Below are 15,175 nucleotides of genomic sequence, written 5' to 3' on the forward strand. Positions count from 1 at the left end.
TCGTTCGTCGGGGCCACCGCAAAGCGGGCACGGTGGCGTAGCGTGGGATAGGCAACTTCGGACGAGTCCGAAGGCCCGGCGCGGCGAACAAACGCCTTTGCTATACTCCGCGCATGATAGCGAAAATCAATGACAACCGCGCGCTCGCGCTCGCCCGCGACGTGCTCGACATCGAGGCGGACGCCGTGCGCGCGCTGCGCGACCAGCTCGACGGCGACTTCGTCCAGGCCGTCGCGCTGCTGCTCGGCTGCAGCGGCCGCGTGGTGGTTTCCGGAATCGGCAAATCGGGGCATATCGCCCGCAAGATCGCAGCAACGCTGGCGAGCACCGGCACGCCGGCCTTCTTCGTCCATCCCGCCGAGGCCAGCCACGGCGACCTCGGGATGGTCACCTCCGACGACGTCTTCATCGGCATCTCGTACTCCGGTGAATCGGAAGAACTCGTCGCGATCCTGCCGCTCGTCAAGCGGATCGGCGCGAAGCTGATCGCGATCACGGGCCGCGCGGAATCGAGCCTCGGCACGCTCGCCGACGTGAACCTGAACGCCGCGGTGTCGAAGGAAGCGTGCCCGCTGAACCTCGCGCCCACCGCGAGCACGACCGCCGCGCTCGCGCTCGGCGACGCGCTCGCCGTCGCCGTGCTCGACGCGCGCGGCTTCGGTTCGGAAGACTTCGCGCGCTCGCACCCGGGCGGTGCGCTCGGCCGGCGCCTGCTCACCTACGTGCGCGACGTGATGCGCTCGGGCGACGACGTCCCGTCCATCGGGCTCGACGCGACGCTGTCGGATGCGCTGTTCCAGATCACCGCGAAGCGCCTGGGCATGACGGCGGTGGTCGACGCCGACGGCAAGGTCGTCGGCATCTTCACCGACGGCGACCTGCGCCGCGTGCTCGCGCGCGACGGCGACTTCCGCACGCTGCCGATCGCCGACGTGATGACGCACAACCCGCGCACGATCGCGCCGGACCACCTGGCGGTCGAGGCCGTGGAACTGATGGAGCGCCACCGGATCAACCAGATGCTGGTCGTCGATGCCGACGGCGCGCTGATCGGCGCGCTGAACATGCACGACCTGTTTTCGAAGAAGGTGATCTGATGAGCGCAGCGTTGACTGCGGCCGAGCGCGCGAGCCGCGTGAAGCTGATGATTTTCGACGTCGACGGTGTATTGACCGACGGCGGCCTGCTGTTTACCGCCGCCGGCGATGCGATGAAGTCGTTCAACTCGCTCGACGGCCACGGTGTGAAGCTGCTCGGCGAAGCCGGCATCGCGACCGCGATCATCACGGGCCGCCGCTCGGAAATCGTCGCGGCGCGCGCCAGGGAAATGAAGATTGCGCACCTGTTCCAGGGCGTCGAGAACAAGCTCACCGTGTTCGCCGACCTGATCGCGTCGCTCGGCCTCACCGCCGACGCATGCGGCTACATGGGCGACGACTGGCCCGACCTGCCCGTGATGCTGCGCTGCGGCTTCGCGACCGCGCCCGCCAACGCACACCCCGAGGTGATCGCCCGCGCGCACTGGGTGGCCGAGGCCCGGGGCGGCCAGGGCGCCGTGCGCGAAGTCTGCGACGCGATCCTGCGCGCGCAGCGCCGCTACGACGCGCTGCTCGCGGCCGCCTGCGGAGCCTGACGGATGAGTACGCATTTCCGCTGGACCCAGCTGCTGCCGCTCGCCGCGGTCGCCGCGCTCGCGGGCATCACCTGGTGGCTGCTGCAGGCCACGCTGCCGCTGCCCGGAGAGGGCGTCGCGCAGCCGAAGCGCCATACGCCCGATTATTTCGCGGACAACTTCTCGGTCACCGAGCTCGACCAGTCCGGCACGACCCAGTACCGGCTGACGGCCGCGAACCTGATCCACTACGAAGACACCGAAAACAGCGACCTGACCGATCCGGCCATGCGCGCATTCCAGCCCGGCAAACCGGTTGTGACGACCACCGCGAAGCGCGGCACCGTCAACGGCGACGTGTCGATCGTCGATTTGTACGACAACGCGCGCATCCTGCGCGCGGCCGGCGGCGGCGATCCGCAGATGCAGGCCGATTCCCAGCATTTCCGGATCTTCGTCAATGACGATGTGATCCAGACCGAAAAGCCGGTTAAACTTCAGCGCGGCCTGTCGCTCGTCAACGCGACCGACGGCATGAAGTACAACAACGTCACCCGGGTCATCGAGCTTTACGGCAACGTGCGCGGCACGATTGCCGCGACGGACACGTCCGGCGGCTCGAAAGGTCAACCCAAGTGACGCATCCCTCACGTGACTGCATGAACGAACCGTTCCCTCGACAGAATTCCGGCGGCGCTGCGCGCGCCGTCCGCGCCGCGCTCGCCGCGACGCTCGTGGCGCTCCCGCTGATCGGGCTGGCGCCGCTCGCCCATGCCGAGAAGGCCGACCAGAGCAAGCCGATCAACGTCGAGGCCGACAACCTGACCTACGACGACCTGAAGCAGGTCACGGTCGCGGCCGGCAACGTCGTGATCACGAAGGGCACGATCATCATCAAGGGCGATCGCGTCGAAGTGCGCCAGGACCCGGAAGGCTATCAGTACGCCACGTCGTTCGGCAGCAGCAAGAAGCACGCGACGTTCCGCCAGAAGCGCGAAGGCCTCGACGAATACATCGACGGCGACGCCGAGCGCATCGACTACGACGGCAAGCAGGACCTGACCACGCTGACGACCGCCGCGACCGTGCGCCGCCTGCAGGGCACGTCGACCATCGCCGACACCGTGCACGGCAGCGTGGTCACGTACGACGGCCAGCGCGATTTCTACACCGCCAAGGGCGGCAAGGATGTCGCCGCGCCGGGTAACCCGAACGGCCGCGTGCGCGCGATGCTGTCGCCGAAGAACGGCGGCCCCGCTCCGCTGAACGGTGCGCCGGCGAAGCTGTCGCCGTCGACCACCATCCAGGGAGCGCCGGGCCAATGAACGCGTTACCGAACCGCCAGCCGGCCGGCACCACGAGTTCGCTCGTCGTCCGCAACCTGAAGAAGCGCTACGGCTCGCGCACGGTCGTCAAGAACGTGTCGCTCGACGTGAAGAGCGGCGAAGTCGTCGGCCTGCTCGGCCCGAACGGTGCCGGCAAGACCACGTCGTTCTACATGATCGTCGGCCTCGTGCCGCTCGACGCGGGCGAGATCTCGCTGAACGGCAGCTCGATCAGCCTGCTGCCGATCCACAAGCGCGCGTCGCTCGGCCTGTCGTACCTGCCGCAGGAAGCATCCGTGTTCCGCAAGCTGACCGTCGAGGAAAACATCCGCGCGGTGCTCGAGCTGCAATACGGCGAGGACGGCAAGCGGCTGTCGAAGGACGGGATCGCGTCGCGCACCGAAGCGCTGCTCGACGAGCTGCAGATCGGCCACCTGCGCGAGAACCCCGCGCTGTCGCTGTCGGGCGGCGAACGACGCCGTGTCGAAATCGCGCGCGCGCTCGCGACCAACCCGAGCTTCATCCTGCTCGACGAACCGTTCGCCGGCGTCGACCCGATCGCGGTGCTCGAGATCCAGAAGATCGTCAAGTTCCTGAAGCAGCGCAACATCGGCGTGCTGATTACCGATCACAACGTCCGCGAAACGCTCGGCATCTGCGACCACGCGTACATCATCAGCGACGGCTCGGTGCTCGCCGCCGGCGCGCCGAGCGATATCATCGAAAACGAAAGCGTACGCCGCGTGTACCTCGGCGAGCACTTCCGCATGTAACTCCCTCCTCGTGGCTGGCTGCACCCCGCCCGGCATCGCCGCGCGGGGCAGCGCCCCGCTTCGCGGCCATGCCCGCGACCGGGCGGCGCGCCGCGCGTAATCGCGGATGGCTCAACGCGCCTGGGTCGTGGCACACTGCCGGTATGACTCCCTCCTTGCCATGAAAGCCAGCCTTCAACTCCGCCTGTCGCAACATCTGGCGCTGACGCCCCAGCTACAGCAGTCGATCCGGCTCCTGCAGTTGTCGACGCTCGAATTGCAACAGGAAGTCGCGATGGCCGTCGCGCAGAACCCGCTCCTCGAGAGCGACGACGAATGGATCGCGAGCCCGTTGCGCGTTGCATCGGACGGATCGCTGATCGCGCAGACGCCCCCCGCGCAGAACACCGAGCCAAGCGCGGCGAACAGCAGCAGCCAGTCGAGCGATCGCGCGGAGCGCGACGAACCGGCCGGCGCGGACGAATACGACGGTTATGGATCCGGCGACGGCAACGACGGCCCGCAATGGAATCTCGACGAATACGGCCGCTCGAGCGGCGCATCCGACGACGACGACCTCCCGCCGCTGCAGGTACAGGAAGCCGCGACGTCGCTGCGCGACCACCTGTCCGCGCAATTGCGCGTCACGCAGGCCGGCCCGCGCGATCGCGCGCTCGTGATGTTCCTGATCGAATCGCTCGACGACGACGGCTACCTGACCGCGACGCTCGACGAAGTGCTCGCCGACCTGCCGTCCGAGCTGGAGATCGACTGCGACGAACTGAACGCGGCGCTCGCGCTGCTGCACAGCTTCGACCCGGCCGGGGTCGGCGCCCGCTCGGCCTCCGAATGCCTGAAGCTGCAGTTGCTGCGCCTCGATCCGTCCCCGACGCGCACGCTCGCGCTCGAGATCGTGTCGCAGCATCTGGAACTGCTCGCCGCACGCGACTTCACACGGTTGCGCAAGCACCTGAAGGCGAGCGACGACGCGCTGCGCGACGCGCACGCGCTGATCCGCTCGCTGGAGCCGTTCCCCGGCGCCGCGTACGGCAAGGCCGAGGCCGACTACGTCGTGCCTGACATCATGGTGAAGAAGGTCGGCCAGGGATGGCTCGCGGAACTCAATCCGGAGGTCGTGCCGCGTCTGCGGATCAACAACCTCTACGCGAACATCCTGCGCAACAGCCGCGGCGATCCGTCGGCCGGTTCGCTGAAGCAGCAGCTCCAGGAAGCACGCTGGCTGATCAAAAACATCCAGCAGCGTTTCGACACGATCCTGCGTGTCGCGCAGGCTATTGTCGAGCGTCAGAAGAATTTCTTTGCGCACGGTGAAATTGCCATGCGCCCCTTGGTTTTGCGGGAAATAGCTGATACGCTGGGCCTACACGAGTCGACTGTCAGCCGTGTGACAACCGGGAAGTACATGCTGACCCCGTTCGGGACGCTTGAATTTAAGTACTTCTTCGGATCTCACGTTTCGACCGACACCGGTGGCGCCGCCTCGTCGACCGCCATCCGAGCCCTCATCAAGCAACTGATAGGAGCTGAAGACCCAAAATCGCCACTTTCGGACAGCCGCATTGCCGAGCTGCTGGCAGAACAGGGTTTCGTGGTCGCGCGCCGCACGGTTGCGAAATATCGCGAAGCCCTCAAAATCCCGGCAGTGAATCTGCGCAAGTCTCTTTAGGCCTGCTGCCTGCCCGGCGGCAGGCGTGTTCCGGCCACCGCGCACACGGGGAACAAGCCGGGCGACCTGTCCGCGATACGCCGCTTCGTGCGGCAAGGGCAAGTCGACCGGAGCGCCGCCTCGATGCGGCCGGGTGGTCACTCGCTTGGAGAAGCACTATGAACCTGAAGATCAGTGGACATCATCTCGAAGTCACGCCTGCAATTCGCGAGTACGTCATCACCAAGCTGGACCGGGTGCTACGGCATAGCGATCAGGTGATCGATGGCACTGTGATCCTCTCGGTCGACAATCACAAGGAAAAGGACAAGCAGCAGCGCGCGGAAATCAACCTGCACCTGAAGGGCAAGGACATCTTCGTCGAAAGCGCGAACGGTAACCTGTACGCAGCGATCGATCTCCTGATCGACAAGCTGGATCGCCAGGTCGTCAAGCACATGGAGCGCCTGCAAACGCACGCGCACGACCCGATCAAGCTTCAGCCGTCGATCGACCAGATCGAACTGCCGCCGCAGTAACCGACACCGCAACACGCACGCCGCCCGGTTCGCCGGGCGTTTTTTTTGCGACTCCGCGCCCGTGGTGCGACCGGTCCGTCCATGCTGCGCCACGCACGCGGCTGTGCTCTATAATGTTCCGGTTATCGCCGGGGGGGCGTTGGGTGCGGTAGCTGCGTTGCAGGTTGCCGATGCCAAATGCCTTGATATCGCCTGAACATGGAAAATCAGTCTGCCGCCGCAAGGAGACCCCAGGCCGCCCAATCGCCTGCCAACATGAATCGCCTAGCCAAAATCCTGCCCATAGAGAACGTCGTCATCGACCTCTCAGTCACCAGCAAGAAACGCGTCTTCGAACAAGCCGGGCTGATGTTCGAGAATCAGAACGGCGTCGCCCGCAGCACCGTCACGGACAACCTGTTCGCGCGCGAGCGCCTCGGCTCGACCGGGCTTGGCGAAGGCGTCGCGATTCCGCACGGGCGCATCAAGGGTCTCAAGCACCCGCTCGCCGCGTTCGTCCGGCTCGCCGACGCGATCCCGTTCGAAGCGCCCGACGGCCAGCCGGTTGGCCTCCTGATTTTCCTGCTCGTCCCCGAGCAAGCCACCCAGCAGCACCTCGAAATCCTGTCGGAAATCGCGCAACTGCTGTCCGATCGCGACGCGCGCGAGCGTCTGCACAACGAAACGGACATCGCCGAGTTGCATCGCCTGCTCACTCAGTGGCAACCTTGAGTTGATCCGGGCGGAATATTTTCCCGTACAAGGCGGCACACGCCGCCGACCAGGGCCGCCCGGTGCCGGCCCGGCATGGCGACGTCCGTCGCCGCGCGCATGCGCCGGCCCATTGGAGTGACGAAAGTCATGGATACGTCCAGCATCAACGCCCAGAGCATCTTCGACGACAACGCGGCCACGCTGAAACTGAGCTGGCTGACGGGGCATGAAGGCTGGGAACGCGGCTTTTCGGCCGACACGGTCGGCAATGCGACCTCGAGCGCCGACCTCGTCGGCCACCTGAACCTGATCCACCCGAACCGGATCCAGGTGCTCGGCGAAGCCGAAATCGACTACTACCAGCGACAGACCGACGAAGACCGCTCACGCCACATGGCCGAGCTGATCGCCCTCGAACCACCGTTCCTCGTCGTCGCCGGCGGCGCCGCCGCGCCGCCCGAACTCGTGCTCCGCTGCACGCGCTCGTCGACTCCGCTGTTCACGACGCCGATGTCGGCCGCCGCGGTGATCGACAGCCTGCGGCTCTACATGTCGCGCATCCTCGCGCCGCGTGCGACGCTGCACGGCGTGTTCATCGACATCCTCGGGATGGGCGTGCTGCTGACCGGCGATTCGGGCCTCGGCAAGAGCGAGCTCGGTCTCGAGCTGATCAGCCGCGGCCACGGCCTCGTCGCCGACGACGCGGTCGATTTCGTCCGTCTTGGCCCCGATTTCGTCGAAGGGCGTTGCCCGCCGCTGCTGCAGAACCTGCTCGAGGTGCGCGGCCTCGGCCTGCTCGACATCAAGACGATCTTCGGCGAGACCGCCGTGCGGCGGAAAATGAAGCTGAAGCTGATCGTCCAGCTCGTGCGCCGCCCCGACGGCGAATTCCAGCGCCTGCCGCTCGAAAGCCAGACCGTCGACGTGCTCGGCCTGCCGATCAGCAAGGTCACGATCCAGGTGGCGGCCGGCCGCAACCTCGCGGTGCTCGTCGAGGCAGCCGTCCGGAACACGATCCTGCAGTTGCGCGGAATCGACACGTTGCGCGATTTCATGGATCGGCAACGACTCGCGATGCAAGATCCCGACAGTCAGTTCCCCGGCAAGCTGGTGTAACCCGCACGCGCCGGCCGCGCAACGCCGACGCGTCGAGCCGGTGCTATGATGAAACGTCAGGATTCTCTGCTTCCCATGCGCATCGTCCTTATCACCGGCATCTCCGGCTCAGGCAAGTCCGTCGCGCTGAACGCGCTCGAAGACGCAGGCTATTACTGCGTCGACAACCTGCCGCCGCGCGTGCTCCCCGAACTCGCCCGCTACCTCGCCGAGGACGGCCAGCGCCGGCTCGCGGTCGCGATCGACGCGCGCTCGAGCGCATCGCTCGACGAAATGCCCGGCCTGATCCGCGATCTGTCGCGCGAGCACGACGTGCGCGTACTGTTCCTCAACGCGAGTACCCAGGCGCTGATCCAGCGCTTCTCCGAAACGCGCCGCCGCCATCCGCTGTCCGGCTCGCCGTCGCACGACGCGAACGTTGGCCTGCTGTCGTCGCTGGAGGAAGCGATCGAGCGCGAGCGCGACCTCGTCGCGCCGCTCGCCGAATTCGGCCACCAGATCGATACCAGCACACTGCGCGCGAACGTGCTGCGCACGTGGGTCAAGCGCTTCATCGAGCAGAAGGACAACGACCTGATGCTGATGTTCGAGTCGTTCGGCTTCAAGCGCGGCGTGCCGCTCGACGCCGACCTGATGTTCGACGTACGCGCGCTGCCGAATCCGTACTACGACCACGAGTTGCGCCCGCTCACCGGGCTCGACCAGCCGGTCATCGCCTTTCTCGACGCACTGCCGATCGTCCACCAGATGATCGACGACATCCATGCGTTCCTGATGAAATGGCTGCCGCACTTCCGTGATGACAACCGCAGCTACCTGACCGTCGCCATCGGCTGTACGGGCGGCCAGCATCGCTCGGTGTTCATCGCGGAAACGCTCGCCGCGCGCGTCGCGCACGAGGCGAACGTGATCGTGCGGCATCGTGACGCGCCAGTGGATGTCGACGCGTCGTCGCGGCTCGTCTCCGAGGTCCACCGACCCTAGCGACGCCCGCTCCTTCGTCAGCGCGCCATGTCCTCTCTATCGACCACCCTGATCGACCTGCCGTTGTTTCCGCTGCATACGGTGCTGTTTCCGGGAGGCCTGCTCCCGCTCAAGGTGTTCGAGGCGCGCTATCTCGACATGTCTCGCGCATGCCTGCGCGACGATGCGCCGTTCGGCGTGTGCCTGCTGAAGAGCGGGCCCGAAGTCGCGCAGGACGGCGCTGTATCGGTGCCCGAAACCATCGGTTGCATGGCGCGCATCACCGAATGCGACACCGGTGAATTCGGGATGCTGTATCTGCAGGCGGTCGGCACGCAGCGTTTCGAGCTGCTGTCGTATCGCGTCGAAGGCAACGGGCTGCTGGTCGGCATCGCGGAGCCGCTGCCCGACGACATCCCGCTCGAAGGCGAGCAGACGCTCGCGCAGTTCGGCTCGTGCGCCGAGGTGCTCGAGCGCATCATCGACGCGCTGAAGAAGTCCGAACCGGGCAAGATGCCGTTCGGCGAACCGTTCCGCCTCGACGATCCGAGCTGGGTGTCGAACCGACTGGCCGAACTGCTGCCGCTCGACCTGCGCGCGCGGCAAAAGCTGATGGAGTTTCCGGACGTCGGCGCCCGCATCGACGCCGTGCATCACGTGCTCGACCGGCACGGCTGGCTTTGAGTACCTCCAGCCACACCCTGCGCCGACAGAGTCGCTCCCCAGGAAGACTTCCCACCTGGGGCGGCCCGGCGCGCTCTTGAGCGCGCGAGCCACGCCCTTCTCCTTTCGTTACAGCAGCGGCCCGCTCAGCGCATCGAGCAGCTTGCGCACCGGCGCCGGCACACCGTACGCGTCGAGCCGGCTCAGCGGCACCCATGTGGTGTCCGCGTCCCGCCCGTGCGGCAGCACACCACCGCCATCCGTCATGTCGCTCAGCCGCGGCTCGATCTCGAGCCGGAAATGCGTGAACGTGTGCGTGAGCGGCGCGAGCGGCACCGGACCGCCGCCGCCGAAGCCACGCGCGAGTTCCGCGAGCGCGGCGTCGCCGTCGGCTTGCGGCAGGCTCCACAGGCCCCCCCAGATGCCGGCCGGCGGCCGCCGCTCCAGCAGCACGGCGTCGCCGTCGCGCAGCACGAGCATCCAGGTCTTGCGCGTCGGCACGGCCTTCTTCGGCCGCGCGGCCGGCAGTTCGCGCTGGCGGCCCGTCGATTGCGCGACGCAGTCGCCCGCGAACGGACAACGCGCGCAATCGGGCTTGCCGCGCACGCACAGCGTCGCGCCGAGATCCATCAAGCCCTGTGTATAGGCGCTCACGTCGGCCGCGTTCGCGGCGTCGGGCAGCAGCGATTCGGCGAGTGCCCACATGTCGTTCTCGACGCGCTTCTCGCCCGGAAAACCCTCGACGCCGAACACCCGCGCGAGTACGCGCTTCACGTTGCCGTCGAGGATCGTCGCGCGCGCGGCGTAGGCGAACGACGCGATCGCCGCGGCCGTCGAGCGGCCGATGCCCGGCAGTTCGGCCAGCGCGTCGGGGGTCGACGGAAACACGCCGCCATGCTCGGCGACGACGACCTGCGCGCAGCGGTGCAGGTTGCGCGCGCGCGAGTAGTAGCCGAGCCCCGCCCACAACGCCATCACGTCGTCGATCGGCGCCGCCGCGAGCGCGGCGACGTCAGGGTAGCGTTCGAGAAAGCGCGTGTAATACGGGACGACGGTCGACACCTGCGTCTGCTGCAGCATGATTTCCGACAGCCAGATGCGGTACGGATCGCGGGTGTTCTGCCAAGGCAGGTCGTGGCGGCCGTGCTCGCGCTGCCACGCGACCAGGCGCGTGGCGAACGTGCGATGCAGCGGCGTGACGGGGAACGGAGCGGGTGCGGGGCGGGGCGGCTTCAAGTTTTCTAATCGTGGGAAAAGGTTTTAACGCTGGTCTTCAACGCTGGCAGGTCGGGCAAAAATAAGTCGACCGCTGGCCCTGCACGATCTGGCGGATCGGTGTGCCGCATACGCGACAAGGCTGGCCCGCACGATCGTAGACGAAGCAGTCGAGCTGGAAATAGCCGCTTTCGCCGTTGCTGCCGACAAAATCGCGCAGGGTGCTGCCGCCGCGCTCGATCGCGTCGGCGAGCGTCGCGCGCACGGCATCGGCCAGCCGTTCGTAACGCGGCAGCGAGACCTTGCCGGCGGCCGTCGTCGGCCGGATGCCGGCGCGAAACAGGCTCTCGGATGCATAGATGTTGCCGACGCCGACGACCATGTCGCCCGCGAGCAGCGCCTGCTTGACCGACACCGTGCGGCCGCGCGTGCGCGCATGCAGCAGCGCGCCGGTGAACGCCGGCGAGAACGGCTCGACGCCGAGGCTCGCGAGGAGCGGATGCGCATGCACGTCGCCCGCTTCGCGCGGGTGCCACAGCACGGCGCCGAAGCGGCGCGGATCGCGGAACCGCAGCACGAATTCGTCGAAGATCCAGTCGATGTGGTCGTGCTTCGCGGCAACGGGCACGCCGGCCGCGGGCAGCACGCGCAGCGTGCCCGTCATGCCGAGATGGACGATGAACCAGCCCGCATCGACCTCGAACAGCAGGTACTTGCCGCGACGCTCGACGGCGAGCACCTCGCGCGCGCGCAACTGCTCGGCGAGCCCCGCCGGCACGGGCCAGCGCAGCATCGCGGTACGGACGTCGACACGCTCGACGCGGCGGCCCGCGACAAAGGGCTCGATGCCCCGGCGCGTGACTTCGACTTCTGGCAACTCTGGCATGTTTTGCGGGTCTGAGACTAGGGTCTGTTTACATAGGGAACGCGCATGCGTTGCCACGAGAACGGCCGCTCGCGAGGCGCGCGACGCCGCGAATACTGGCGTATTCGCAAGGAGCGCAACGCGGCGAGCGGCCGTTCTCGTGGCAACCCCAAATTAAAGAATTCATGTCACGGGAATGCCCCGAAATCGCCCGCATGGCGGCGTCGCTCGTCGCTTGTTTGGCTCGCCAAACGGCCCTCCTCGCTTCTTGCCATGCGGGCGATTTCGGGCATTCGCATGTACGTTCCCTATGTAAACAGACCCTATCACGATCGTGCGTGTATTGTAGCGAGCGCGTTACAATCGGTTGAAACATCGAACGGATTTCCATGACCCTGCCCTCGAAGCTGCTTCAGAAGCGCCCCGCCGCCGTGCGCGGCGCGCGCGCCTTCCCGGTCCGCCGTGCACTCGGCGCCGCGTTGTTTGCCGCCTGGACCCTCACCGCCTTCCCGGCTCACGCGCAGGATCCGGGATCGGACGACGCGGAGCCGCAGGGCGCGTTCGAGCATGTAATGCCGGACGAGCAGAAGAATCTCCCCGGCGTCCCGCTGACGAGCCAGATCGTCTACCAGGTGCTCGCCGCCGAGGTCGCGCTCCAGCGCAACCAGCCCGCGCCGGCCTACCAGACCTACCTCGCGCTCGCCCGCGACACGCGCGATCCGCGCATGGCGCAGCGCGCGACCGAGATCGCGCTCGGCGCGCAGAGCCCGGCCGACGCGCTGTCCGCCGCGAACCTGTGGCGCCAGTACGCGCCGGACTCGAACCGGGCGTCGCAGGTCGACGCCGCGCTGCTGGTGCTCGCCGGCAAGCCGGCCGACGCGCAGCCGATGCTCGCGCGCGAGCTGGCCCGTGCAACCGGCGAGACGCGCGGCCCGGCAATCCTCGCGCTGCAGGCGCTGCTCGTGCGCGGCCCCGACCGCGTCGGCGGCCTCGCGGTGCTGAAGGACATGCTGAAGAGCGACATGAACCGGCCCGAGACGCAGCTCGCGATCGCGCGGCAGCAGCTCGCGGTCGACGATAAGGACGGCGCCGCGCAGTCGCTGAAGCAGGCGCTGCAGCTCCGCCCCGACTATCTGCCGGCAGCGCTGATGCTGTCGCAGATGGGGCCGGCGGAACGCGCGGCGGGCATCGCGTCGTTCGAGAAATATGTTCAGCAGAATCCGAAGTCGCGCGACGCGCGGCTGGCGCTGTCGCAGCTCTATCTCGCCGACGATCGACTCGAGGACGCGCAGAAGCAGTTCGAGACGATGCGCAAGCTCGATTCGAAGGATCCGACGCCGCTGATGGCGCTCGCGCTGATCAAGATCCAGCAGAAGAAACTCGACGAAGCAACCGCCTACCTGAAGCAGTACGTGCAGCTCGGCGACAAGCAGCCGAACCTCGACGTCGGCCAGGGCTACATCTACCTCGCGCAGATCGCGATCGACCAGGACAACGACGCGCAGGCGTCGCAATGGCTCGACAAGGTCGACCAGACGAGCCAGCACTACCTGCCCGCGCAGATCACGCGCGCGCAGTTGCTGCAGAAACAGGGCAAGACCGACGAGGCGCGCAAGGTGCTCGACGACCTGCCCATCTCGGATCCACGCGACGCCGCCGTGGTCGCGCGCACCGACGCGTCGATCCTGTTCACCGCGAAGCGCTATCCGGAAGCCGAGGCGCGGCTCGGGCAGGCGGTCCAGGACTTCCCCGACGATCCCGACCTGCGCTACGACTACGCGATGGCGGCCGAAAAGACCGGCCACTACGCAACGATGGAAAAGCAGCTGCGCGAGCTGATCCGCACGCAACCCGACAACCCGCAGGCATACAACGCGCTCGGCTATTCGCTCGCCGACCGCAACCAGCGCCTGCCCGAGGCCAGCAAGCTGATCGACAAGGCGATGGCGCTCGCGCCGAACGACGCGTACATCATGGACAGCCTCGGCTGGGTGAAGTACCGGATGGGCGACACGACCGGCGCGGCGACGGTCCTGCGGCGCGCGTACGACCTGCAGCCGAACGCCGAGATCGGCGCGCACCTCGGCGAAGTGCTGTGGAAGAGCGGCGCGCAGGACGACGCGCGTTCCGCGTGGCGTGCCGCGCAGAAGCTCGAGCCCGACAACGACACGCTCGTGCAGACGCTGAAACGCCTCCAGATCAACGGCCTTTGATGCAGATGTTCCCGATGCTTTCCCTGTCTTCCCGCGCGCAGCGCACGCTGGCCGCGGCCGGCGCGGCGCTCGCGCTCGCCGGCTGCGCAAGCACGCCGCCGTCGGCCAGCGCGCCGACAGGCGCGGCGCTGCAGACCGCCGCGACGCACGCTTACCATGGCCGCTTCGCGGTGCAGTACGACGACCGTCTCGGCAAGCAGCAGAACGTGTACGGCAACTTCGACTGGCAGGAGCACGGCGACGACGTGTCGCTCGAGTTGCGCAGCCCGCTCGGCCAGACGCTCGCGGTCGTGAAATCGACGCCGAGCGCGGCGTCGCTCGAGTTGCCGAACCGTCCGACGCAATATGCGACGGACGTCGGCGACCTGATGCAGAAAACGCTCGGCTTCGACCTGCCGCTCGCGGGCCTGCGCTACTGGCTGCAGCCGACGCCCGCGCCCGCGACGCCCGCCGAGACGGTGCGCGATCCGGCCGACGGCACGCGCGTGAAGCAGATCCGCCAGGACGGCTGGACCATCGATTACCTTGCCTACGCGGATGCCCCGGCCACGGGCGTCAAACGCGTCAACCTCGTGCGTGCGACACCGCCGCTCGACATCAAGCTCGTGCTCGACCAGTGAGCACGCCCAGCCCCGACAACCGCATGACCGATTCGACCCGCTCGCTGCGCAACTGCCTTGCGCCCGCGAAACTCAACCTGTTCCTGCACATCACCGGCCGCCGCCCGAACGGCTATCACGATCTGCAGAGCGTGTTCCAACTGCTGAACTGGGGCGATACGCTGCACTTCACGCTGCGCGACGACGGCCGCGTGTCGCGCGTCACCGACGTGCCCGGCGTGCCCGAGGAAAGCGATCTCGTCGTGCGCGCGGCCAACCTGCTGAAGGCGCACACGGGCACCGCGTCCGGCGTCGACATCGAGATCGACAAGTGCCTGCCGATGGGTGCCGGCCTCGGCGGCGGCAGCTCCGACGCGGCGACGACGCTGCTCGCGCTGAACCGCCTGTGGCAACTCGACCTGCCGCGCGCGGAGCTCCAGTCGCTCGCGGTAAAACTCGGCGCGGACGTTCCGTTTTTTATTTTTGGAAAAAATGCGTTCGCAGAGGGTATCGGAGAAGAATTAGCTGAGGTAGAATTGCCGACTCGCTGGTTCTTGGTTGTGACGCCACGTGTTCATGTCCCGACCGCTGAAATATTTTCAGATGAGTTGTTGACAAGAGATTCGAAGCCAGTCACAATTGCTGACTTTCTTGCACAGCAAAACAGCGATGCGGGATGGCCAGACAGCTTCGGCCGGAACGATATGCAGCAAGTTGTGACAAGTAAGTACGCGGAAGTTGCGCAGGTGGTCAAATGGTTGTATGATGTGACCCCCGCGAGGATGACCGGCTCCGGAGCAAGCGTGTTTGCAGCGTTTCGCAGCAAGCATGAGGCAGAAGCGGCGAAAGCCAGGCTGCCCATCGGTTGGAACGGTGCAGTTGCCGAGAGCCTGAACGAGCATCCGCTCTTCGCTTTCGCGTCATGAAGTTTTACTTGGCCGGACGGCCTACACA

General features: G+C 66.9%; 16 protein-coding genes. 14 read left to right on the top strand and 2 right to left on the bottom strand.

Features of this window, described 5'->3' with window-relative positions; all coding sequences use genetic code 11:
• Positions 1–113 precede the first annotated feature (113 nt).
• The 11 genes from kdsD to ACN22W_RS15560 all read left to right on the top strand — a co-directional run bounded on the left by kdsD (position 114) and on the right by ACN22W_RS15560 (position 9,350).
• Positions 114–1,097: an arabinose 5-phosphate isomerase KdsD gene (kdsD, locus tag ACN22W_RS15510; RefSeq protein ID WP_129512993.1), complete on the top strand. Its 984-nt coding sequence runs from the start codon at positions 114–116 to the stop codon at positions 1,095–1,097.
• The gene (locus tag ACN22W_RS15515) at positions 1,097–1,633 is read left to right on the top strand and encodes a KdsC family phosphatase (RefSeq protein ID WP_129512994.1); all 537 of its coding nucleotides are present in this window, start codon (positions 1,097–1,099) and stop codon (positions 1,631–1,633) included. Before kdsD ends, ACN22W_RS15515 begins: the two co-directional genes overlap by 1 nt.
• Before the next feature lie 3 nt (positions 1,634–1,636).
• Positions 1,637–2,251, top strand: coding sequence for an LPS export ABC transporter periplasmic protein LptC (lptC, locus tag ACN22W_RS15520; protein WP_419685341.1), 615 nt, complete (start codon positions 1,637–1,639; stop codon positions 2,249–2,251).
• A 20-nt stretch (positions 2,252–2,271) separates the two neighbouring features.
• Entirely contained in the window at positions 2,272–2,937 is a 666-nt protein-coding gene (gene lptA, locus ACN22W_RS15525; protein ID WP_419685342.1) for a lipopolysaccharide transport periplasmic protein LptA, read from the top strand.
• On the top strand, positions 2,934–3,710 hold the full coding sequence (gene lptB, locus ACN22W_RS15530; protein WP_129512997.1) for an LPS export ABC transporter ATP-binding protein: 777 nt from the start codon (positions 2,934–2,936) through the stop codon (positions 3,708–3,710). Before lptA ends, lptB begins: the two co-directional genes overlap by 4 nt.
• A gap of 160 nt (positions 3,711–3,870) precedes the next feature.
• Positions 3,871–5,376 carry an RNA polymerase factor sigma-54 gene (locus tag ACN22W_RS15535; protein WP_129512998.1) on the top strand — a complete coding sequence of 502 codons (1,506 nt, stop codon included), beginning with the start codon at positions 3,871–3,873 and terminating at the stop codon, positions 5,374–5,376.
• A gap of 158 nt (positions 5,377–5,534) precedes the next feature.
• The gene (gene hpf / locus ACN22W_RS15540; protein WP_006477786.1) at positions 5,535–5,894 is read left to right on the top strand and encodes a ribosome hibernation-promoting factor, HPF/YfiA family; all 360 of its coding nucleotides are present in this window, start codon (positions 5,535–5,537) and stop codon (positions 5,892–5,894) included.
• A gap of 198 nt (positions 5,895–6,092) precedes the next feature.
• Complete coding sequence (locus tag ACN22W_RS15545; protein ID WP_048246965.1) at positions 6,093–6,605, top strand: PTS sugar transporter subunit IIA; 513 nt, start codon at positions 6,093–6,095, stop codon at positions 6,603–6,605.
• Between the two features lie 129 nt (positions 6,606–6,734).
• The gene (hprK, locus tag ACN22W_RS15550) at positions 6,735–7,703 is read left to right on the top strand and encodes an HPr(Ser) kinase/phosphatase (RefSeq protein WP_011353227.1); all 969 of its coding nucleotides are present in this window, start codon (positions 6,735–6,737) and stop codon (positions 7,701–7,703) included.
• Positions 7,704–7,778: 75 nt separating this feature from the next.
• Positions 7,779–8,687 carry an RNase adapter RapZ gene (rapZ, locus tag ACN22W_RS15555; RefSeq protein WP_419685343.1) on the top strand — a complete coding sequence of 303 codons (909 nt, stop codon included), beginning with the start codon at positions 7,779–7,781 and terminating at the stop codon, positions 8,685–8,687.
• Positions 8,688–8,714: 27 nt separating this feature from the next.
• The gene (locus ACN22W_RS15560; RefSeq protein WP_048246968.1) at positions 8,715–9,350 is read left to right on the top strand and encodes an LON peptidase substrate-binding domain-containing protein; all 636 of its coding nucleotides are present in this window, start codon (positions 8,715–8,717) and stop codon (positions 9,348–9,350) included.
• A 108-nt stretch (positions 9,351–9,458) separates the two neighbouring features.
• Here ACN22W_RS15560 and mutY read toward each other — a convergent pair whose 3' ends face one another.
• Positions 9,459–10,565 carry an A/G-specific adenine glycosylase gene (gene mutY, locus ACN22W_RS15565; protein ID WP_419685344.1) on the bottom strand — a complete coding sequence of 369 codons (1,107 nt, stop codon included), beginning with the start codon at positions 10,563–10,565 and terminating at the stop codon, positions 9,459–9,461.
• A 37-nt stretch (positions 10,566–10,602) separates the two neighbouring features.
• Positions 10,603–11,430: a bifunctional DNA-formamidopyrimidine glycosylase/DNA-(apurinic or apyrimidinic site) lyase gene (gene mutM, locus ACN22W_RS15570; RefSeq protein WP_048246970.1), complete on the bottom strand. Its 828-nt coding sequence runs from the start codon at positions 11,428–11,430 to the stop codon at positions 10,603–10,605.
• 368 nt (positions 11,431–11,798) lie between these two features.
• On the opposite strand from mutM, the gene ACN22W_RS15575 reads away from it, so the two are divergent.
• Genes ACN22W_RS15575 through ispE form a run of 3 tightly spaced genes read left to right on the top strand, consistent with a single transcriptional unit; the run spans position 11,799 to position 15,147 of the window.
• Positions 11,799–13,622, top strand: a complete 1,824-nt coding sequence (locus ACN22W_RS15575; RefSeq protein WP_193099118.1) for a tetratricopeptide repeat protein — start codon at positions 11,799–11,801, stop codon at positions 13,620–13,622.
• On the top strand, positions 13,622–14,242 hold the full coding sequence (lolB, locus tag ACN22W_RS15580; RefSeq protein ID WP_193099120.1) for a lipoprotein insertase outer membrane protein LolB: 621 nt from the start codon (positions 13,622–13,624) through the stop codon (positions 14,240–14,242). The genes ACN22W_RS15575 and lolB overlap by 1 nt, the downstream gene beginning before the upstream one ends.
• 23 nt (positions 14,243–14,265) lie before the next feature.
• Positions 14,266–15,147, top strand: coding sequence for a 4-(cytidine 5'-diphospho)-2-C-methyl-D-erythritol kinase (gene ispE / locus ACN22W_RS15585; protein WP_419685345.1), 882 nt, complete (start codon positions 14,266–14,268; stop codon positions 15,145–15,147).
• Positions 15,148–15,175: the final 28 nt, after the last annotated feature.

This window comes from Burkholderia theae (assembly GCF_048565265.1).
Classification (GTDB): Bacteria; Pseudomonadota; Gammaproteobacteria; order Burkholderiales; family Burkholderiaceae; genus Burkholderia; species Burkholderia theae.